Below are 21,070 nucleotides of genomic sequence, written 5' to 3' on the forward strand. Positions count from 1 at the left end.
GCGCCGCGGCCGTGAGGTTCATGCGCAACGCCTTCGGGATAATTGAAGAACGCACTGGCGTGTGCGGAGGCGGTGGCAGCGAGGAGATACGGCGGGAGCCGGGCCACCAAGGCAGTGAAGCCGCGGCGATGGAGTCGCGGTGCCGCACGTCAGCGGAACGGAGAATGAGAATGCGGAGAACGGCATAGAGATGATGAGGCCGCACAGGGTGGTGCGGCATGCAAGTGGATGGGCGACCAACCTCCTTTCGGGCGACGGCCCCGGGCGAGCGAAAGAACTCCCCGGGGCCGTCGTTTTGTGCGCGCCGTGTCGTGCCGCGCTGGCCCCCGGCGCGGAAGACCGAGATTCTTGTCACGCAACTGGATTCAATTGCGTGCCAAGAATCTCAGTGGCGGCGCTACTCGTCCTCCACGGCCATGCTCTCGTGCTCGAGGAAGCTGTCCAGGAAGTGCTGCGGGTTGTGCTCGGCCAGCCACTGCTCGATCTCGTCGGAGGTGCGCGGGTAGTCGACCAGCACCTCGGCGCCGTGCTCGGTGATGAGGATGTCGTCCTCAACGCGCACGCCGATGCCGCGGTATTCCTCGGGTACCAGCAGATCGTCCGCGTCGATGTAGATGCCCGGCTCGATCGTGAAGATCATGCCCGGCTTGAGCTCGGCGAACGGGTAGTACTCATTGCGCGCGTGCTGCGCATCGTGCATGTCGATGCCGAGCATGTGGCCGGTGCCGTGGTACAGCCAGCGGCACTGCTGCTGTCCCTCCGGCCGGAGCGCCTCCTCGGGGGTGACCGGCAGGATGCCCATGTCGTACAGCGAGTGGGCCACGCTGACCATCACGGCCTCCTGGATGTCGCAGTAGCGCGCACCGGGCTTGCCGGCCGCCTCGATGCCCGCCATCTCGCTGGCCACCACGGCGTCGTAGACGCGCCGCTGCGCCGGCGAGAACTTGCCGTTGACCGGGAACGTGCGCGTGATGTCGGCGGTGTAGAGGGAGTTCAGCTCGCCGCCGCCGTCGATCAACACCAGGCCGCCGTCCTCGAGCGGTCCGATGTTGTCCTCGTAATGCAGGATGCCGCTGCGCTTGCCCGAAGCGACGGCGGGGATGCCCGCGACGACGTGGCCCTCGTAGCGCGCGGTGCCGGTGAACACCACTTCGAGCAGTCGCTCGCCGCGCTTGACCTGCCGCGCGATGGGCAGCAGATCGGCGATCCGGTCGAACGCCCGCAGCGTGGCGCGCACCGACCGGCGCATCTCCTCGATTTCCAGCGGCGACTTGATCAGGCGGATTTCGCTCAGCCGTTCCTGGAAGACCTCGTCGATGCCGGCATTGTCGTCCGCGCCGCCCAGCCCGAGATCCACGCGGATGGCGTCGACCAGCGCATCCACGTTGGCGTCCACGTCGCGGCACAGCCGCAGACGGATGCCGTCCGGGCCGGCGCCGGCCCGCAGCGCGTCCTCGAGCTCGGTGCGGTCGCGCGTCTCGATGCCGGTCATCGTCTCGAAGTCCGCGAGCGTCGGCTGCGGTCCGGTCCAGAACTCGCCGTGCTTGTGATCCGAGTAGAAGCGCGGGTCGGTGCGGTCGATCGGCGGCTCGATGTACAGCACGTCGTGGTGGCCGACCGTGCCGTCGTCGTTCACGGTAGGCGAGATCACCAGCACGGAGTCGGCCTTGTGCCCCTCGCCGAGCCCGGTCAGATGGGCGAAGGCCGTGCCGATGCGGAAGGGCTGGAAATCGATGTCGTTGACCCTGGTCTTGGGGATGCCGGCCGGGATGATCAGCCGTTCGCCGGGCAGGAGATTCGCGATCGCGTCGCGGCGGGCCACGGCCTCGTCGGCGAACTTGCCGCGTTTGGCTTCCGGTCGGTGCGCCTTGCCCCAGTTGCCGTAGATGATGTCCTGGAACCCCTGCCCCTGCAGCCGCGTGCCCATGCCGCCGGCCTGGTGCTTCGCCTCGGGCGTGACCGCGTTGCCCGCGGCCGCCTGGCGGATGATGCCGAGTGCGTCGTTGCTCATGATTGGCTCCTTTGCCGTTGTGCCGTATGTACCGTGTCGTGGCGGCGGAAGGCCGAACCGCGCCTTCCGCCGCGCGTCCGCCGATGGCCGTCGTTGGCCTTCGGCGATGTGATGCTGTGAATGCCATGGCCGGCGATGGCGCCGGTCCGGGCGCGCGGCCGCCCGATCAGCGCGTGGCCGCCTCCTTCAGCGTGTCGGTCAGCAGCCGATAGGTGGCGTCGCTGGCGGAGGCATGCGGGGAGATGCGGATCGTCGTGGGGTGCACCGAGCAGGTGACGCCCGCCTCGGCGAGCCGGCGGCCGATGGCGGCGATGTCCCGGCCGGGGAAGGCCAACGGCAGGATCGTCGACCAGTGGCGCGGGTCGACGTCCCGCACGATATGGCCGCCGAGCGCGTGCACGTCGTCGTCCAGCCGTTCCGCGAAGTCTTCGATGCGCTGGCGGATCCACGGCACGCCGACCGATTCGATCAGCGCGAGCGCGGCGTCCAGCCGGCCGGCGGCGATCGGGCTCGGCACGGTCATGGCGAACCGCCCGGCGTCGCCAAGCGGGTCGTGGAGCTCGCCGTCGTACCGCTCGTCGTCGGCGGCCCCGGACCATCCCGACAGCAGCGGGCGGCTCAGCCGCTCCAGCGCGCGCGGCGAGCAGGCCATGAACCCGGTGCCCCAGCCGGCGCGGATCCACTTCTGGCCGCCCACGGCCAGCAGATCGGCCTGGTTCCAGTTCGCCTCGACGGCGCCGAAGCCCTGGATGCCGTCGACCACCATGAGCCGGTCGCCGATGGTCTCGCGTATCTCGTCCAGATCGGCGAGGTAACCGGTGCGGAAGTCCACCGCGCTCAGGGCCACGACGTCGACGCCATCCAGCATCGGCGCGATGGAGGCGGCGTTCGCGGGGCCGGCGTAGGTGCGCACGCGCAGCAGCCCGATCGATTCGGCGCGCTTCCACGGGTACAGATTGGCCGGGAACTCGTTGTTGTTGATCAGCACGACCGGCGCGTCGCCGCCCTTGACCGGCAGCGAGAACGCGGCGTGGTACAGGCCCGTGCTCGTGTTGGGCTGCGAGACGATCTCCTCGACGCGCCGTCCGGTCAGATCCGCGATGCGGCGCGCGGCGGAATTGTGAGCCTCCATGAGATTGGCCACGGTGCCGACCGACGCGTGCTCCAGCTGCACGGCCATGCTCTCGTCGGCCTGCAGCACGCACAGCGGCGGCGGGCCGACGCTGGAGAAGTTCACGTATCCGGTCCGCTCGTGGAACTGCTTGAGATAGGCGTCCCGCGCGCTGCGGGACGGAATGGATGCGGTGTCATTCATGAAACCGGCCCTCCTTTGGTCCGATTCGTGATTCGGTTCGTGGTCTGTTTCCGGCCCGATGCGGGCCGATCCGATATCCCCGACGCTCAATCTATCACCGCCGCGCGGGCGGGGCGGGGAAGGGCCGCAATCGGATGCTTTTGTGCATGCAAGTGGACTATCGCGCGTGCGGGTGGCGGATCCTTAGGTGCCGGCGACGCCGCCGGGCGCGGCTTCGCCGGCGTGGCGTTGTCGTGCCGGCATGTATCATAGATATTCGTGTGTGCCAACGGCATGCCTTATGTAACAGGCGTGCGGGTTGGGATATCCCGTGAATCGCATGGATCACGCGCAGCAATGCGGCCGGTGAAAGAGGATCGGGCCATCGGGCCGGTGGACTGTGGCTATCTTCGACGATTCGGTCGGCGGAGTGTGGGCGCAGTGCGGCGGCCGCACGAAGACAAGAAACCACTGAATCGGAGAATTCAAGTTGCCTACTATTGAACAGCTTGTCCGTAAGGGACGTCAGGCCAAGCCGAAGAAGTCGAAGACTTTGGCCTTGAAGGGCAGCCCGCTGCGCCGCGGCGTGTGCACCCGTGTGTACACCACCACCCCGAAGAAGCCGAACTCGGCTCTGCGTAAGGTCGCCCGTGTGCGCCTTTCCTCGGGCATCGAAGTCACCGCCTACATTCCGGGTGAGGGCCACAACCTGCAGGAGCACTCCATCGTGCTCGTGCGCGGCGGCCGTGTGAAGGATCTGCCGGGCGTGCGCTACCACATCGTGCGCGGCGCGCTCGATACCCAGGGTGTCAAGGACCGCAAGCAGGGTCGTTCCCTGTACGGAGCAAAGAAGGCGAAGTAAGAGATATGTCACGTAAAGGACCCGCTAAGAAGCACGTCGTGCTGCCCGATCCGATCTACGGTTCGACCGTTGTGGCGCAGCTGATCAACAAGATTCTGCTCGACGGCAAGAAGTCGATCGCCGAAGACATCGTCTACTCCGCTCTCGATATGGTCAAGGAAAAGACCGATCAGGAGCCGGTGGCCGTTCTCAAGCGCGCTCTTGACAACATCCGCCCGTCCCTCGAGGTGCGTTCCCGCCGAGTCGGCGGCGCCACCTACCAGGTGCCGGTCGAGGTCAAGCCGAACCGCGCGAACACGCTGTCGCTGCGCTGGCTGACCGACTTCTCCCGCGCCCGCCGCGAGAAGACCATGGCCGAGCGTCTCGCCAACGAGATCCTGGATGCCTCCAACGGCCTCGGCGCTTCTGTCAAGCGTCGCGAGGATACTCATAAGATGGCAGAGGCCAACAAGGCCTTCGCTCACTATCGCTGGTAATCACCCGAGAACGAGAGCTAAGGAAGACTCATGGCACTAGACGTGCTCAACGACCTGCACAAGGTCCGCAACATCGGCATCATGGCTCACATCGATGCCGGTAAGACCACCACCACCGAGCGTATCCTGTTCTACACCGGTAAGAACTACAAGATCGGCGAGACCCACGACGGTGCCTCGACGATGGACTTCATGGCTCAGGAGCAGGAGCGCGGCATCACCATCCAGTCCGCCGCGACCACCTGCTTCTGGAACCGCCAGACCCACGACACGGGCGACAAGTACCAGATCAACATCATCGACACCCCCGGCCACGTGGACTTCACGGCCGAGGTCGAGCGCTCCCTGCGCGTGCTCGATGGCGCCGTCGCCGTCTTCGACGGCAAGGAAGGCGTGGAGCCGCAGTCCGAGACCGTGTGGCGTCAGGCCGACAAGTACGGCGTACCGCGCATCTGCTTCATCAACAAGATGGACAAGCTCGGCGCCGACTTCTACTTCTCGGTGCAGACCATCAAGGACAAGCTCGGCGCCAAGCCGCTCGTCGTCCAGTTGCCGATCGGCGCCGAGAACGACTTCGCCGGCGTCGTCGACCTGGTCCGCATGAAGGCCTACGTCTGGAACGACGTGTCCACCGATCAGGGCGCCCACTACGACACCGTCGACATCCCGGCCGATCTGCAGGATCGCGCCGAGGAGTACCGCGCCCAGCTGGTCGACGACGTGGCCGAGGCCAGCGACGAGCTGACCGAGAAGTACCTCGAAGCCGGCGAGCTGACCGAGGACGAGCTGCGTGCGGGCATCCGCCAGCTCACCATCGAACGTCGCGCCTACCCGGTGCTGTGCGGTTCCGCGTTCAAGGACAAGGGCGTGCAGCCGATGCTGGACGCCGTGGTCGACTACCTGCCGTCCCCGGAGGACGTGCCGTCCATCAAGGGCTTCGACCCGAAGGACGAGTCCATCGAGATCGACCGCAAGCCGCTGACCACCGATCCGTTCGCCGCCCTGGTGTTCAAGATCTCCACCCACCCGTTCTACGGCAAGCTCGTGTTCGTGCGCGTCTACTCCGGTGCCGTCAAGCCCGGCGACAACGTGCTCGACTCCACCAAGGGCAAGAAGGAACGCATCGGCAAGATCTTCCAGATGCACGCCGACAAGGAGAACCCGGTCGACGCCGCCGAAGCCGGCAACATCTACACCTTCGTCGGTCTGAAGAACGTCTCCACCGGTGACACCCTGTGCGCCGAGAACGCTCCGATCTCCCTCGAGTCCATGACCTTCCCGGATCCGGTGATCCAGGTTGCCGTGGAGCCGAAGACCAAGGCCGACCAGGAGAAGATGGGCATCGCCCTGGCGAAGCTCTCCGACGAGGATCCGACCTTCCAGGTCACCACCGACGAGGAATCCGGCCAGACGCTGATCGCCGGCATGGGCGAGCTCCAGCTCGACATCATCGTCGACCGCATGCGCCGCGAGTTCAAGGTCGAGTGCAACGTCGGCAAGCCGCAGGTCGCCTACCGCGAGACGATCCGCAAGGCCGTCATGAACGAGGTCTACACGCACAAGAAGCAGACCGGTGGTTCCGGCCAGTTCGCGAAGGTCTTCATGAACTTCGAGCCGCTCGACACCGAGGCCGGCGAGACCTTCGAGTTCGAGAACAAGGTCACTGGTGGCCACATCAGCGCCGAGTTCATCGGACCCATCGAGGCCGGCGTCAAGGAAGCCATGGAATCCGGCGTGCTCGCCGGCTTCCCGGTTGTGGGCGTCAAGGCCACCGTGTACGACGGCCAGATGCACCCGGTCGACTCCTCGGAAATGGCCTTCAAGATCGCCGGTTCCATGGCGTTCAAGGAAGCCGCTCCGAAGGCCAAGCCCGTCATCCTCGAGCCGATCATGGCCGTGGAAGTGCGTACCCCGGAGGAGTACATGGGCGACGTCATCGGCGATCTGAACCAGCGCCGCGGCAACATCCAGTCCATGACCGACGCCACCGGCGTCAAGGTCATCGACGCGAAGGTGCCGCTGAGCGAGATGTTCGGCTACATCGGCGATCTGCGTTCCAAGACCCAGGGCCGCGCCATGTTCACCATGCAGATGGACTCCTACTCCGAGGTGCCGAAGAGCGTTTCGGACGAGATCATCAAGGCCCAGCGCGGCGAGTGACACGCGCAGCCGCATTGAGATGACAGTGTCTCCAGTCAGCGCTAATATCGTGTAGCGCTGACTGGGTTCTGGCTCCAAAGTGGCACATAACCCAGAAACCCAGTAAACTGTAGGGTGCTGGTCCATGAGACCGGTGCTGACTACACGAGACGTCCAGGAGGACAAAAGTAATGGCAAAGGAAAAGTACGAGCGTACTAAGCCGCACGTTAACATCGGTACCATCGGCCACGTCGATCACGGCAAGACGACCCTGACCGCGGCCATCTCCAAGGTCCTGCACGAGGAGTACCCGGATCTCAACCCGGAGTACGACTTCAACCAGATCGACGCCGCTCCTGAAGAGCAGCAGCGTGGTATCACCATCAACATTGCCCACATCGAGTACCAGACCGCGAAGCGTCACTACGCTCACGTCGACTGCCCGGGCCACGCCGACTTCGTGAAGAACATGATCACCGGTGCCGCCCAGATGGATGGCGCCATCCTCGTTGTGGCCGCCACCGACGGCCCGATGGCCCAGACCCGCGAGCACGTCCTGCTCGCCCGTCAGGTTGGTGTCCCGAAGATCCTCGTCGCCCTGAACAAGTGCGACATGGTCGACGATGAGGAGCTCATCGAGCTCGTCGAGGAAGAGGTCCGTGACCTCCTCGACGAGAACGGCTTCGATCGCGACTGCCCGGTCATCCGCACCTCCGCCTACGGCGCGCTGCACGATGACGCCCCGGATCACGACAAGTGGGTCCAGACCGTCAAGGATCTGATGGACGCCGTCGACGAGTACATCCCGACCCCGGTCCACGACCTCGACAAGCCGTTCCTGATGCCGATCGAGGACGTGTTCACGATCTCCGGTCGTGGTACCGTCGTCACCGGCCGTGTCGAGCGTGGCCAGCTGGCCGTCAACTCCCCGGTCGAGATCGTCGGCATCCGTCCGACCCAGAACACTACCGTCACCTCCATCGAGACCTTCCACAAGACGATGGACTCCTGCGAGGCTGGCGACAACACCGGTCTGCTGCTCCGCGGCATCAACCGTACCGATGTCGAGCGTGGCCAGGTTGTGGCCAAGCCGGGCTCCGTCACCCCGCACACCAAGTTCGAGGGCGAAGTCTACGTGCTGACCAAGGACGAGGGCGGCCGTCACTCGCCGTTCTTCTCCAACTACCGTCCGCAGTTCTACTTCCGCACCACCGACGTCACCGGCGTCATCGAGCTGCCGGAAGGCGTCGAGATGGTTCAGCCTGGCGATCACGCGACCTTCACCGTTGAGCTGATCCAGCCCATCGCCATGGAGGAGGGCCTGACCTTCGCCGTGCGTGAAGGCGGCCACACCGTCGGCTCGGGCCGTGTCACCAAGATCCTCGCCTGATTTCCATCAGCGAGCATCGGACACGCTCTGAACTAGCGTTCCAAGGAAGCCCCGGAACCCCAAAGGTTCCGGGGCTTCCCGCATTCCAGGTCCCGATCGGGCCCCGTCGGATTGACGGGGAAAAAGGGGCGCGACAGGCCTGTATAGGCGGTATGGCATAATGGCGAAGGCTATTTTTAAGCTCCAGCAAGTTAGTCAAGTGAATAGGTGAGTTAACGTGGCACAGACTACCAATGACATCAAGAACGGTTCCGTCCTGAACCTCGACGGACAGCTGTGGACCGTCACTAAGTTCCAGCACGTCAAGCCGGGCAAGGGCCCCGCCTTCGTGCGCACCACCATCAAGAACGTGCTCTCGGGCAAGATCGTCGACAAGACCTTCAACGCCGGCATGAAGATGGAGTTCGAGACCGTCGACAACCGCAACCTGCAGTACTCCTACGAGGACGGCGACAACTTCGTCTTCATGGACATGACCACCTACGATCAGGTCTACATCCCGAAGACCCTGGTCGGCGATCAGGCCAAGTTCCTGCTCGAAGGCACCTACTGCGTCGTCTCCTTCCACGACGGCACCCCGCTGAGCGTCGAACTGCCGGCTTTCGTGATCCTGACCATCACCCACACCGAGCCCGGCCTGCAGGGCAACCGCTCCAACGCCGGCACCAAGCCCGCCACCGTCGAGACCGGCGCCGAGATCCAGGTCCCGCTGTTCATCAACGAGGGCGAGAAGGTCAAGGTCGACACCCGCGACGGCTCCTACCTCGGTCGCGAAAACAACTGAGACGCTAGACGCAAAGGAAGATCAGGCTTCATGGCACGTTCCACCGCTCGCAAAAGGGCTCTGAACACGTTGTACGAAGCGGACGAGAAGGGACAGGATATCCTGTCCCTTCTTGCTGAGCGCATCGCCGAACCCGGCGCGCAGACCCCGCTTCCCGATTACGCCATCGAGATCGTGCGTGGCGTCGCGGAGCATCGCCGCGACATCGACCGCACGCTGAACGAGCACTCCACCGGCTGGAAGGTGTGGCGCATGCCGGTCGTCGACCGCAACATCCTGCGCATCGCCGTCTGGGAGATCCTGTTCAACGATGAGGTGCCCGGCAGGGTCGCCATCGACGAGGCGCTGGGTCTGGCGAAGACCCTGTGCGACGAGGATTCCCCCGCCTTCATCCACGGCTTGCTCAGCGCGGTGTGCTCCAGCGAGGCGGCCAAGGCCGAGGCCGAAGCCGGTTCCCCGGCGAAGACGGACGCCGCCGATACCGCGGACGACGCCGTCTCCGACGCCAAGCCGCAGGATTCCTCCGATCCGGAATCCGGGGATGTCCCGGCCGCCGATCCGGCCGACCGATCCTCGGGGGACGGGGAGAGCGGACCGGCCCCGCAAGGCGAGGCGGACGCGGGCTCCGGCGAGTCCGAATAAACAACCGACATCAAGCGGTTTCGCCGGGTTTTCGAGTCCCCGCCGGCCGCTATCGTGAATGACGAATATCCCGAGTGACTATAGGGGGTTTTGGTGAACCAGATTGATTCCGAAGCCGTGAGTTTTTCCCCTGATGAAGCAGTTCTTGTTCTTGAGGACGGACAAGTGTATGTGGGGGAGCCTTACGGCGCGACCGGTGTGACGAGCGGCGAGATCGTGTTCGCCACCGGTATGACCGGCTACCAGGAGACGCTGACCGATCCCAGCTACGACCGACAGATCGTGGTGCAGACGTTCCCGCATATCGGGGACACCGGAATCAACCAGGAGGATCCCGAATCCTCCCGCATCTGGGTGGCGGGCTACATCGTGCGCGATCCCAGCCCGAACGTGAGCAACTGGCGTGCGACCGGGTCGCTGGACGACGACCTCAAGAAGCAGGGCATCGTCGGCCTGAGCCATATCGACACCCGCAAGCTGGTGCGCCACCTGCGCTCCGCCGGCGTGATGCGTGCCGCGATCTTCTCCGGCGATGCGCTGACCGACCCGGCGACCGGCGCGCCGCGCACCGTCGAATCGATGCTCGACGAGGTCAAAGCCACCCCCCAGATGAAGGGCCTGAACCTGTACGGCGAGGTGAGCACCAAGGAGACCTACACGATCGAGCCCTGCGGCGAGTTCGAGGGCAAGGAGCCGCTGTTCACCGTGGCCGCCGTGGATCTGGGCATCAAGGCCATGACCCCGCATCGCATGGCCGAGCGCGGCTGCCGCGTGCACGTCGTGCCGTCCACCATCACCTTCGACGAGCTGACCGCCCTGAACCCGGACGGCGTGTTCTTCTCGAACGGCCCGGGCGATCCGGAGCAGGCCGGCCCCGAGGTCGAGCTGCTACGCCAGGTGCTCGACGCCGGCTACCCGTTCTTCGGCATCTGCTTCGGCAACCAGCTGCTCGGCCGCGCGCTCGGCTTCGGCACCTACAAGCTCAAGTTCGGCCATCGCGGCATCAACCAGCCGGTCAAGGACGTGACCACCGGCAAGGTCGAGGTCACCGCGCACAACCACGGTTTCGCCGTGGACGCGCCGATCGGCGAGACCGTGGAGGCCCCGTACGGCGATGGCCGCTACGGCAAGGTGTTCGTCTCCCACGTCGACCTGAACGACGATGTGGTCGAGGGCCTGCAGTGCGTGGACATCCCCGCGTTCTCCGTGCAGTACCACCCCGAAGCGGCGGCCGGCCCGCACGACGCCGCATACCTGTTCGATCGCTTCGTCGACCTGATGAAGTCGGCCAAGGAGGATACCCGCAATGCCTAAGCGCACCGATATCAAGTCCGTGATGGTGATCGGCTCCGGTCCGATCGTGATCGGCCAGGCCGCCGAGTTCGACTACTCGGGCACCCAGGCCTGCCGCGTGCTGCGCGAAGAGGGCATCCGAGTGATCCTGGTCAACTCCAACCCGGCCACCATCATGACCGACCCGGAGATGGCCGACGCCACCTACATCGAGCCGATCGCGACGCCGATCCTCGAGCAGATCATCGCCAAGGAACGCCCCGACGCGCTGCTGCCGACCCTCGGCGGCCAGACCGCGCTCAACGCCGCCATGGCGCTCGGCGAGGCCGGCGTGCTCAAGAAGTACAACGTCGAGCTGATCGGTGCCTCCCTAGAGGCCATCGACCGTGGCGAGGACCGCGAGCTGTTCAAGAAGGTCGTGGACGAGGCCGGCGCCGAATCCGCGCGTTCGTTCATCGCCCACACGCTCGCCGAATGCGACCGCATCGCGGACCAGCTCGGCTATCCGCTCGTCGTGCGCCCGAGCTTCACCATGGGCGGCCTCGGCTCCGGCATCGCCCACAACGAGGAGGAGCTGCACCGCATCGCCGGCGCCGGCATCCACTACTCGCCGACCGACGAGGTGCTCATCGAAGAGGGCATCGAGGGCTGGAAGGAATTCGAGCTCGAGCTCATGCGCGACCGCAACGACAACGTCGTGGTCGTCTGCCCGATCGAAAACGTCGACCCGGTCGGCGTGCACACCGGCGACTCGATCACCGTGGCGCCGTGCTTCACCCTGACCGACCGCGAGTACCAGAAGCTGCGCGACATCGGCATCGCCATCATCCGCGGCGTTGGCGTCGACACCGGCGGCTGCAACATCCAGTTCGCCGTGCACCCGGACACCGGCCGCATCATCGTCATCGAGATGAACCCGCGCGTCTCGCGCTCGTCCGCGCTGGCGTCGAAGGCCACCGGCTTCCCGATCGCCAAGATCGCCACCAAGCTGGCCCTCGGCTACACGCTCGACGAGATCCGCAACGACATCACCCAGTCGACCCCGGCCTCCTTCGAGCCGACCATCGACTACGTGGTCACCAAGGTGCCTCGCTTCGCGTTCGAGAAGTTCCCGGGCGCCGATCCGCGCCTGACCACGTCGATGAAGTCCGTCGGCGAGGCGATGGCCCTGGGCGGCAACTTCCAGGAGTCGCTCGGCAAGGCGATGCGCTCGATCGACAAGCGCCACATGGGCTTCAACTGGGACGGCGACAAGCCGGGCGAGGCCGAGGTCGCCGAACTGCTCGAGGCGATCAAGGTGCCGACCGAGCACCGCTACCTGCAGATCCAGCGCGCCCTGTGGGGCGGTGCCACCGAGCGGCAGATCTTCGATTCGACCAAGATCGACCCGTGGTTCGTGCGCCAGCTGGCGATGATCAACGACACCGCGCTCGAGGTGCGCGACGCCGAGACGCTCACGAAGAAGCTGCTCAAGAAGGCGAAGCTGGCCGGCCTGTCCGACCTGCAGATCGCCCATCTGCGCAAGCTGGGCGACGAGGGCGAGAACACGGTGCGCGAGCTGCGCTGGACCTATGGCCTCAAGCCGGTCTACAAGACCGTCGACACCTGCGCCGCCGAATTCGACGCGGTCACGCCGTACTACTACAGCTGCTACGCCGACGAGTCCGAGCTGCGTCCGCGCGAGCGCGAGGCCGTCATCATCCTCGGCTCCGGCCCGAACCGCATCGGCCAGGGCATCGAGTTCGACTACACCTGCGTGCACGCGGTGCAGGAGCTCGGCAAGGACTACGACACGATCATGGTCAACTGCAACCCGGAGACCGTGTCCACCGACTACGACATGTCCGATCGCCTGTACTTCGAGCCGCTCACCTTCGAGGACGTGCTCGAGATCTACGAGGCCGAGAAGAAGATGGGCCCGGTCAAGGGCGTGATCGTGCAGCTCGGCGGCCAGACGCCGCTCTCGCTCGCCGCCCGCCTCAAGGCCGCCGGTGTGCCGATCCTCGGCACCACCCCGGAGTCGATCGATCTGGCCGAGAACCGCGAGCTGTTCGGCGAGGTGCTCAAGAAGGCGCACATGAACGCGCCTCGCTACGGTACCGCGCTCAGCCTCGAGGAGGCCCGCGAGGCCGCGCACAACATCGGCTATCCGGTGCTCGTGCGCCCGAGCTACGTGCTCGGCGGCCGTGGCATGGAGATCGTCTACGACGACGACCAGCTGGTCAAGTACGTCAACCGCGCGCTCGACGAGGCGAAGGCCGACACCGTCGTGTCCGGCCGTCTGCCCTCCCCGCTGCTCATCGACAAGTTCCTGCAGGACGCCATCGAGATCGACGTCGACGCGCTGTTCGACGGCGAGGAGCTGTACATCGGCGGCATCATGGAGCACGTCGAGGAGGCCGGCGTCCACTCCGGCGACGCGGCCTGCACCCTGCCGCCCTCCACGCTGTCCGACGACCAGATCCGCCGCCTGCGCGAGGGCACCTACGCCATCGCCAAGGGCTGCGGCGTGCAGGGCCTGATCAACGTGCAGTACGCCTTCATGGCGAACACGCTGTACGTGATCGAAGCCAACCCGCGCGCCTCGCGCACCGTGCCGTTCGCGTCCAAGGCCACCGGCGTGGCTCTGGCGAAGGCCGCCGCCCGCATCATGGCGGGGGAGACCATCGCCGATCAGCGCGCCAACGGGCTGCTGTTGCCGGTCGGCGACGGCGGGACCATCCACCGCGGCCAGCAGGTCGCCGTCAAGGAGTCCGTGCTGCCGTTCAAGCGCTTCCGCACGCCCGTCGGCAAGACCGTCGACGTGCTGCTCGGGCCCGAGATGCGTTCCACCGGCGAGGTCATGGGATTCGACCGCGACTTCCCGCACGCCTTCGCCAAGAGCCAGCTCGCCGCCTACGAGGGCGGCCTGCCGACCGGCGGCAACGTGTTCATCTCCGTGAACGACACCGACAAGCGCCAGCTGCCGATGGTCGCGGTGCGCCTGGTGGAGCTCGGCTTCACGATCTGGGCCACCGAGGGCACCGCCTCCGTGCTGCGCCGCTACGGCATCGACTCGAAGATCGTCGACAAGATCAGCACGCGCATCGACACCGATCCGGACGCGCCGGTCGAGGTCACCCATGCGGAGGGCAGCATCGGCAAGAACGTGGTGGAGCTCATCGAGGACGGCAGCATCGACATGATCCTCAACACGCCGAATTCGCGTGGCTCCCGGTCCGACGGATACTCGATCCGTGCCGCGGCCATCGCCGCCGACGTGCCCCAGTTCACGACGATGACCGAGTTCTCCGCGGTGCTGATGGCCATCGAAGCCGTCAAGAAGAACGACTACCAGATCATGAGCATCCAGGAGCATTCACAGCAATTGTTCGCATTGGAGAAGCAGGACCTATCATGACCAGTACCCCCAGCAGCAGTGAGATCCTTGCCCATCGTTCCGACTTCGGTCTGCGTCTGAGCAACTCGATGGCGAAATACGGGCCGTTGTGCGTAGGCATCGACCCTCATCGGAAGATCCTTGCCGACTGGGGGTACAACGTCGACGCGGAAGGCGCCGAGCTGTTCTCGGTGCGCATGCTGCAGGCAGCGAGCGGCCGCGCCGCCGCCGTCAAATTCCAGACGCCCATGTACGAGCGCTACGGATCCAAGGGATTCGCGGCGCTCGAGCGCGTGCTCTACGCGGCGCGCCAGATGGGCATCATCACCATCGTCGACTGCCTGCACGGCGGCCTGTCCACCACGATCTCCGCGATCGCAGACGCCTACTTCAAGCCGGGCGCCCCGCTGCTCGCCGACGCGATCACGCTGCTGCCGTACTACGGCGCCCGCTCGCTCGGCAGCCTGATCAACGAGGCCATGGACAACGGCCGCGGCGTGTTCGTCGCGTCGCTGACCTCCAACCCGGAGGGCGCCAGCCTGCAGACCGCCATCCGCCAGAGCGGCGAGTACGAGGGCAAGACCGTGTCCTTCGGCATCGCCAGCACCGTGCAGAAGTTCAACCAGGGCATCGAGGGTATGGGGTCGGCCGGCCTGATCATCGGCGCGACCATCGGCCAGTGGATGAACGACAGCGGCATCGACCCCTCCAAGTTCACCGGCCCGATCCTGTCTCCCGGCTACGGCTGGCAGGGCGCCGAGGCCAAGGACCTGAGCACTGTGTTCAAGGGTACCAAGGGCAACGTGCTGGTCACCGTATCGCGTTTCATCGCCTCCCACGGGCCGAACATCTCGGCGCTGGCGCAGGCCACCGAGGCGATCTCCCTCGACGTGCGCCAGGCGCTGATGGAAGCGACTTCCATGCCGTCCGACGAGAAGACGACGGGGGCGGCGGCCGGTGCCGCCGTCGCGCCCACGGCTGGTGCTGCGCCGCAGGCCGCGTCGTCGCCGGCTCCGGCGCCCGCCTCCGCCAAGCCCCGCGGCGGGCGTCTGCTGGTGCTGACCGGCCCCGCCGGTGTCGGCAAGGGTACCGTGGAGACCGCCCTGCGCAAGAAGCACCCCGAGATCTGGCTGTCGGTGTCCGCGACCACCCGCGCGCCCCGCCCCGGCGAGGTCAACGGCGTGAACTATTGGTTCATGGACGATCAGGAGTTTGCCAAAAAGGAACAGGCCGGCGAATTCCTCGAAACCGCCACCGTGCACGGCATGGCCCGCTACGGCACGCCGCTCAAGCCGGTTCAGGACCACTTGGCGCACAACGTCCCGACCATCCTCGAAATCGACCTGCAAGGCGCCCGCCGCGTCAAGGAGCGCGCCTCCGAGCTCGGCCTCGAGGTCGTCTCCGTCTTCATCGCCCCGCCCAGCTTCGACGAACTCGTCCGCCGCCTCACCGGCCGCGGTACCGAAACCCCCGAGCAGCGCGCCCGCCGCCTGGAAACCGCCAAGGTCGAACTGGCCGCCGAAGGCGAATTCGACGTCACCATCACCAATGACGACGTCGAGAGGGCGGCACAGGAGCTATGGTCCATCATCGCCAAAGAATACGGAATCGGCGAATAACGGAGCGTATACCGCCTTTCCTCAGCCTCGACGTGCGAAGCACGCCTTCGGCTTCGGACGGCGGTCTCCGCACGCGTTATTCGCCGATTCCGGCTCAGTGAATCTAAAAAATTGGGGGCTTTCCGCATGATCGCGGAAAGCCCCCAAATCATATATGTGGGTCGGTCCCCGGTGCGGACACCGACCCGTGCGTGGATCAGGCGAGGCCCGACAGCTTGTTGATCAGCTCGGGATCTCGAGTAGCGCCCTTGTCGGCGGAGCGGGCGAAGGCGGCGTAGGCCTTGAGCGCCTGCGAGACGTGGCGGTTGCGGTGAGCCACGTAGCCGTCGCCGGCTTCGAGCTCGCGGCGGCGCTCGTCCAGCTGCTCGTCGGTCAGCTCCACGTTCACGGAACGGGCCTCGATGTCGATGTCGATGATGTCGCCGTTCTTGATGAGCGCCACCGGGCCCTTGTTCGCGGCCTCGGGGGCCATGTGGCCGATGGCCAGACCGGAGGAGCCGCCGGAGTAGCGGCCGTCGGTGAGCATGGCGACCTGCTTGCCGATGCCCTTGCCCTTGACGAAGGAGGTCGGGTACAGCATCTCCTGCATGCCCGGGCCGCCCTTCGGGCCCTCGTAGCGGATCACGAGCGCCATGCCGGGCTTCAGGGTGTCGTTCAGGATGACCTCGATGGCCTGCTCCTGGGAGTCGACCACCAGGGCCGGTCCGCGGAACTTCCAGATCTCCGGCGGCACGCCGGCGGTCTTGACCACGCAGCCGTCGGGCGCCAGGTTGCCGCGCAGCACGGCGAGGCCGCCCTCGTGGATCTCCGGGTGGTTGATGTCGTGGATGGCGCCGTTGGTGCGGTCGCGGTCGAGCGAGTCGAACAGCGTGGTGTGCGTCCACGGCTCCGGGGAGATGATGTGGCCGGGAGCGGCCTTGTACATCTGCTGGGCCTCCTCGGTGCAGGTCGGGCGCATGATGTCCCAGTCGGCCAGCTTGGCCTCCAGCGTCGGGTAGTCGATGGAATGCACGTTGGTGTGCAGCTTGCCGGCGCGGTCGAGCTCGCCGAGGATGCCGGTGATGCCGCCGGCGCGGTGCACGTCGGAGATCTCCCACTTGCCGGACGGGCTGGCCTTGCAGATGCACGGCACGGTGTGCGAGATGCGCTCGATGTCGTCCAGGGTGAAGTCCACGTCGGCGGACTGGGCCATGGCGAGGATATGCAGCACGGTGTTGGTGGAGCCGCCCATGGCCACGTCCATGGTCATGGCGTTCTCGAAGGCCTCCTTGGTGGCGATGGAGCGAGGCAGCACGGAATCGTCGGAATCGTCGTAGTACTGGTGAGCGATCTTGACGACCTGGCGGGCGGCGCGCCTGAACAGGTCCTTGCGGTAGGAGTGGGAGGCGAGAATGGTGCCGTTGCCGGGCAGGGCCAAGCCGATGGCCTCGGTCAGGCAGTTCATCGAGTTGGCGGTGAACATGCCGGCGCAGGAGCCGCAGGTCGGGCAGACGGTCTTTTCGTAGTTGAGCAGCTCCTCGTCGGAGACGGAGTCGTCGGCGGTGGCGTACATCACGTCGATGAGGTCGGTGCTCTTCACGGTGCCGTCGGCGAGCGTCGTGGTGCCGGCCTCCATCGGGCCGCCGGAGACGAACACGGTCGGGATGTTGAGTCGCAGGGCCGCCATCAGCATGCCCGGCACGACCTTGTCGCAGTTCGGGATGCAGATCAGCGCGTCGGCGCAGTGCGCGTTGCACTGGTACTCGACGGTGTCGGCGATGATGTCGCGGCTCGGCAGCGAGTACAGCATGCCCGTGTGGCCCATGGCGATGCCGTCGTCCACGGCCATCGTGTTGAACTCGCGGGGGATGCCGCCGGCCTCGCGGATGGCTTCGGAGACGATGCGGCCAACCTTGTTGAGGTGGACGTGGCCGGGCAGGAACTCGTCGAAGGAGTTCGCGATGGCGATGATGGGCTTCTTGCCCATGTCGTCGCCACTGACGCCGGCTGCACGGTAGAGGGCTCGGGCGCCTGCAAAGACGCGCCCGTTCATGATTTTTGCGGATCGCATTTCGGTCATGGTTCTATTCAACCGCGTAAGCAGGACTCGCGCGTTGTCAAGAGTCACATCGTGGAATTTACGAGGAGTTTACATTACGGCGCTACCGACGGTGCTCCGTCGACGCCATCGGCGGCGCCGGTAGCCTCACGGGCATGGGCGTCCGGCGGCATCGGCGCCGCCGCGACACGCCGCACGCGGTCAGTGGCGCTCCTCGTAGTCGCGCATCCACTCGAAGCACATGCGGGTCTGCTCGGCGTCGGCCAGCGCGCGGTGCTCCTCCACGTCGGCGATGCCGAAGCGCTGGATCAGGTCGAGCAGCCGGTGGTGGCGCTCGTACGGGAACAGCGTGCGGCTCATTTGCAGGGTGTCGATCACCGGGTTGGGCACCGAACGCTGCAGGATGCGCTGCGCCGCGATGTCGATGAACTTGATGTCGAAACGCGCGATGTTGTGGCCGATCAGCGCGTCGTCGCCGCACCAGTCGAGGAAGGCCGGCAGCACGTCGTCGAGATCCGGCGCCGGCGCCAGCATGTCGCGGGTGATGCCGGTCAGCTGCGTGATGCGCGGACTGAGCGGCCGGAACGGGTTCACCAGCTGCTGGAACGTGGCGATCGGCTTGCGGTCGACCACCTTGACCGCGCCGAATTCGATGATCGTATCCCGGTACCAGCTCACGCCGGTCGTTTCCAAATCCAGCACGACGTAGTCATCGGGCAGCAGCACGGTAGCATCCTCTTTCTGTGTATGGACTCTCTGCGGGGATTCCTGCGGCGGCGGGCCGGCGACGCGCCCGCCTGGAGCCCCGTCCGTCACCGTCCAAGAATATCGGAAGCCCGGATGTTCCGTGGCTGTGGCGTCCCGGCCGCCGACGCCCGCGGATTCCGGCGTGCCGAGTATCGTTGCTGTAGTTTGTGCGGTCGGATGGCGGGGCAACGGAAGGCAGGGAGAACGGCATGAAGCAGATCGTCGCGGGCATTCTGGCGCATGTGGACGCGGGCAAGACCACGTTGTCGGAGGCGCTGCTCTATCGCACCGGGCGGATCCGCAAGCTCGGCCGTGTCGATCACGGCGACGCCTTCCTCGACACCGACGCGATGGAGCGCGCCCGCGGCATCACGATCTTCGCCGAACCGGCCATCATTCAGACCGGCGATCTGGCCGTCACCCTGCTCGATACCCCGGGGCACGTCGATTTCGCGGCCGAGACCGAGCGCACGTTGCGCGTGCTCGACTACGCGGTCCTCGTCGTGTCGGGCGCCGACGGCGTGCAGGGCCATACCGCCACGCTGTGGCGGCTGCTGGCGCGCTACCGGGTGCCGACCTTCATCTTCGTGAACAAGATGGACGCGCCCGGCGCCGATCGCGCGGCGCTGCTCTCGCAGCTGCGCGGCCGGTTCGGCGACGGCTGCATCGACTTCGAGGGAGGAAACGACCCCGGGGTCATGGAGGATCTCGCCATGCAGGACGAGCGCGCGACGGATGCCCTGCTGGGGGAGGGCCGCGTGCCCGACGGCGATATCCGGCGCATGATCGCCGAGCGCAAGGTGTTCCCCTGCTTTTTCGGCTCGGCGCTGCGCATGGAGGGCATCGACGAGTTCCTCGCCGGATTCGGGCGCTACGTGCGCGAGCCGGCATACGGCGACGGGTTCGGCGCGCGGGTGTACAAGGTATCGCACGATGCGCAGGGCAACCGGCTGACTTGGCTGAAGGTTACCGGCGGCGAGCTGCGCGCGAAGATGACGCTGACGAACGCCGGGGCCGATGAGGACGCCGGCGGCCGGGGCCAGGAGAACGGGCTGCCGGCCGGCGGCTTGGCCGACAGCTTGGTCGACCCCGAACGGATATGGCGGGAGAAGGCCGATCAGGTACGCCTGTATTCGGGCGCGAAGTTCACGGTCTCCGATCGCGCCCCGGCCGGTTCCATCTGCGCGGTGACCGGCCTGACGCGCACCTTCCCCGGCGAGGGGCTTGGCCTGGAGTCCGATGCCGGCAGCCCGGTGCTGCAGCCGGTGCTCACCTATACGCTGCTGCCCGGCGGCAACGACGTCCACAAGTGCCTGATGGCGTTGCGCGAGCTGGACGACGAGGACCCGCTGCTGCACGTCGTGTGGCAGGAGCGGTTGCAGGAGATCCATGTGCAGCTGATGGGCGCGGTGCAGCTGGAGATCGTCCGGCAGATGATGCACGACCGGTTCGGGCTCGACGTGGAATTCGGCCCTGGCGGCATCCTGTACAAGGAGACGATCACGCACCCGGTCGAGGGCGTTGGCCACTTCGAGCCGCTGAGGCACTATGCCGAGGCTCATGTGCTGCTCGAGCCGGGCGATCCGGGCAGCGGGCTGACCTTCGCCAGCTCATGCAGCGAGAACGAGCTGGCGCGCAACTGGCAGCGCCTGATCCTTACGCATTTCGCGGAAAAGGAGCATCTCGGGGTGCTGATCGGCGCGCCGATCAACGATATGCGGCTGACGCTGGTGGCCGGGCGCGCGCACGAGAAGCACACGGAAGGCGGCGATTTCCGCCAGGCGACCTATCGCGCGATCCGCCAGGGCCTCATGATGGCGCTGGTCGAGGGCGACGTCGAGTCGCGGTTCGGCGGGCGCGACGAGGATGACGCCGCGGAACAGATCGCGGAGGAGCGCGGCGCGCGGAAGCGCGACGATGCGGATGCCGGCGATGCCGGGGCGGATGCGCCCGAGGCCGCTCGCGCCGCGGCGGAGCACCCCGGCTGGTGCCGCGTGCTCGAGCCGTGGTACCGGTTCCGTCTTGAGATTCCGCAGGACATGCTCGGCCGTGCCATGTCTGACGTGCAGCGCATGGCCGGGCGGTTCGACCCGCCGCTCTCGGACGGGGAGTACGCGGTGCTGGAGGGCGATTGCCCGGTCTCCGAGATGCGCGACTACGCGATGGATGTGAACGCCTACACGCATGGGCTCGGGCGGCTCTCCTGCACTTTCGGCGGGTACCGGCCTTGCCACGACGAGGCCGGGGTCATCGAGCGGGCCGCCTACGACCCGGAAGCGGACCTCGACAATACGCCCGATTCGGTGTTCTGCGCGCACGGCGCCGGCTACCCGGTCAAGTGGTATCGCGTGCCGGACTTCATGCACCTCGGCTACGCGAGCGACGTGATGTAGCC

General features: G+C 66.2%; 14 protein-coding genes and 1 pseudogene. 11 read left to right on the forward strand and 4 right to left on the reverse strand.

Translation table 11 applies throughout. The features are described from left to right. Positions 1–397: 397 nt before the first annotated feature. On the reverse strand, positions 398–2,011 hold the full coding sequence (locus BBSC_RS03970; protein WP_051923255.1) for an aminopeptidase P family protein: 1,614 nt from the start codon (positions 2,009–2,011) through the stop codon (positions 398–400). 166 nt (positions 2,012–2,177) lie between these two features. After that, on the reverse strand, positions 2,178–3,326 hold the full coding sequence (locus tag BBSC_RS03975; protein WP_051923254.1) for an aminotransferase class V-fold PLP-dependent enzyme: 1,149 nt from the start codon (positions 3,324–3,326) through the stop codon (positions 2,178–2,180). Between the two features lie 469 nt (positions 3,327–3,795). Between BBSC_RS03975 and rpsL the strand changes: the two genes are divergently transcribed. The 10 genes and pseudogenes from rpsL to gmk all read left to right on the forward strand — a co-directional run bounded on the left by rpsL (position 3,796) and on the right by gmk (position 15,890). Further along, the gene (gene rpsL / locus BBSC_RS03980) at positions 3,796–4,167 is read left to right on the forward strand and encodes a 30S ribosomal protein S12 (protein ID WP_003813881.1); all 372 of its coding nucleotides are present in this window, start codon (positions 3,796–3,798) and stop codon (positions 4,165–4,167) included. A gap of 5 nt (positions 4,168–4,172) precedes the next feature. Then, positions 4,173–4,643, forward strand: coding sequence for a 30S ribosomal protein S7 (gene rpsG / locus BBSC_RS03985; RefSeq protein WP_033518539.1), 471 nt, complete (start codon positions 4,173–4,175; stop codon positions 4,641–4,643). Between the two features lie 30 nt (positions 4,644–4,673). Beyond that, the gene (gene fusA, locus BBSC_RS03990; RefSeq protein WP_033518541.1) at positions 4,674–6,803 is read left to right on the forward strand and encodes an elongation factor G; all 2,130 of its coding nucleotides are present in this window, start codon (positions 4,674–4,676) and stop codon (positions 6,801–6,803) included. Positions 6,804–6,973: 170 nt separating this feature from the next. After that, a complete protein-coding gene (gene tuf, locus BBSC_RS03995; RefSeq protein WP_033518543.1) occupies positions 6,974–8,173 on the forward strand; it encodes an elongation factor Tu in 1,200 nt (399 codons plus the stop codon). Between the two features lie 217 nt (positions 8,174–8,390). Further along, positions 8,391–8,957, forward strand: coding sequence for an elongation factor P (gene efp / locus BBSC_RS04000; protein ID WP_033518544.1), 567 nt, complete (start codon positions 8,391–8,393; stop codon positions 8,955–8,957). Between the two features lie 30 nt (positions 8,958–8,987). Then, positions 8,988–9,599, forward strand: coding sequence for a transcription antitermination factor NusB (gene nusB, locus BBSC_RS13200; RefSeq protein ID WP_046726081.1), 612 nt, complete (start codon positions 8,988–8,990; stop codon positions 9,597–9,599). Positions 9,600–9,692: 93 nt separating this feature from the next. Then, a complete protein-coding gene (carA, locus tag BBSC_RS04010) occupies positions 9,693–10,913 on the forward strand; it encodes a glutamine-hydrolyzing carbamoyl-phosphate synthase small subunit (RefSeq protein WP_033518611.1) in 1,221 nt (406 codons plus the stop codon). Further along, entirely contained in the window at positions 10,906–14,292 is a 3,387-nt protein-coding gene (carB, locus tag BBSC_RS04015; RefSeq protein ID WP_033518545.1) for a carbamoyl-phosphate synthase large subunit, read from the forward strand. Before carA ends, carB begins: the two co-directional genes overlap by 8 nt. Then, positions 14,289–15,191: pseudogene (gene pyrF / locus BBSC_RS14170) on the forward strand (orotidine-5'-phosphate decarboxylase); the annotation flags it as partial. The gene carB and the pseudogene pyrF, both read left to right, overlap by 4 nt. Before the next feature lie 129 nt (positions 15,192–15,320). Then, complete coding sequence (gene gmk, locus BBSC_RS14175; RefSeq protein WP_231649055.1) at positions 15,321–15,890, forward strand: guanylate kinase; 570 nt, start codon at positions 15,321–15,323, stop codon at positions 15,888–15,890. 196 nt (positions 15,891–16,086) lie between these two features. Here the strand turns inward: gmk and ilvD are convergent, their stop codons facing one another. Both ilvD and BBSC_RS04030 read right to left on the reverse strand, forming a co-directional pair. Further along, the gene (gene ilvD / locus BBSC_RS04025; protein ID WP_081893042.1) at positions 16,087–17,949 is read right to left on the reverse strand and encodes a dihydroxy-acid dehydratase; all 1,863 of its coding nucleotides are present in this window, start codon (positions 17,947–17,949) and stop codon (positions 16,087–16,089) included. 180 nt (positions 17,950–18,129) lie between these two features. Then, the gene (locus BBSC_RS04030) at positions 18,130–18,654 is read right to left on the reverse strand and encodes a 3'-5' exonuclease (protein WP_033518549.1); all 525 of its coding nucleotides are present in this window, start codon (positions 18,652–18,654) and stop codon (positions 18,130–18,132) included. Between the two features lie 230 nt (positions 18,655–18,884). Here BBSC_RS04030 and BBSC_RS04035 point away from each other — a divergent pair, with 230 nt between their 5' ends. Beyond that, the gene (locus BBSC_RS04035) at positions 18,885–21,068 is read left to right on the forward strand and encodes an elongation factor G (protein WP_033518551.1); all 2,184 of its coding nucleotides are present in this window, start codon (positions 18,885–18,887) and stop codon (positions 21,066–21,068) included. Positions 21,069–21,070: the final 2 nt, after the last annotated feature.

This window comes from Bifidobacterium scardovii JCM 12489 = DSM 13734 (assembly GCF_001042635.1).
GTDB lineage: Bacteria > Actinomycetota > Actinomycetes > Actinomycetales > Bifidobacteriaceae > Bifidobacterium > Bifidobacterium scardovii.

Bases quoted from the DNA above. Each gene is read 5' to 3' on its own strand.
- BBSC_RS03970 (WP_051923255.1), bottom strand. From the start codon at position 2,011: ATGAGCAACGACGCACTCGGCATCATCCGCCAGGCGGCCGCGGGCAAC.
- BBSC_RS03975 (WP_051923254.1), bottom strand. From the start codon at position 3,326: ATGAATGACACCGCATCCATTCCGTCCCGCAGCGCGCGGGACGCCTAT.
- rpsG (WP_033518539.1), top strand. From the start codon at position 4,173: ATGTCACGTAAAGGACCCGCTAAGAAGCACGTCGTGCTGCCCGATCCG.
- fusA (WP_033518541.1), top strand. From the start codon at position 4,674: ATGGCACTAGACGTGCTCAACGACCTGCACAAGGTCCGCAACATCGGC.
- tuf (WP_033518543.1), top strand. From the start codon at position 6,974: ATGGCAAAGGAAAAGTACGAGCGTACTAAGCCGCACGTTAACATCGGT.
- nusB (WP_046726081.1), top strand. From the start codon at position 8,988: ATGGCACGTTCCACCGCTCGCAAAAGGGCTCTGAACACGTTGTACGAA.
- carB (WP_033518545.1), top strand. From the start codon at position 10,906: ATGCCTAAGCGCACCGATATCAAGTCCGTGATGGTGATCGGCTCCGGT.
- ilvD (WP_081893042.1), bottom strand. From the start codon at position 17,949: ATGACCGAAATGCGATCCGCAAAAATCATGAACGGGCGCGTCTTTGCA.
- BBSC_RS04035 (WP_033518551.1), top strand. From the start codon at position 18,885: ATGAAGCAGATCGTCGCGGGCATTCTGGCGCATGTGGACGCGGGCAAG.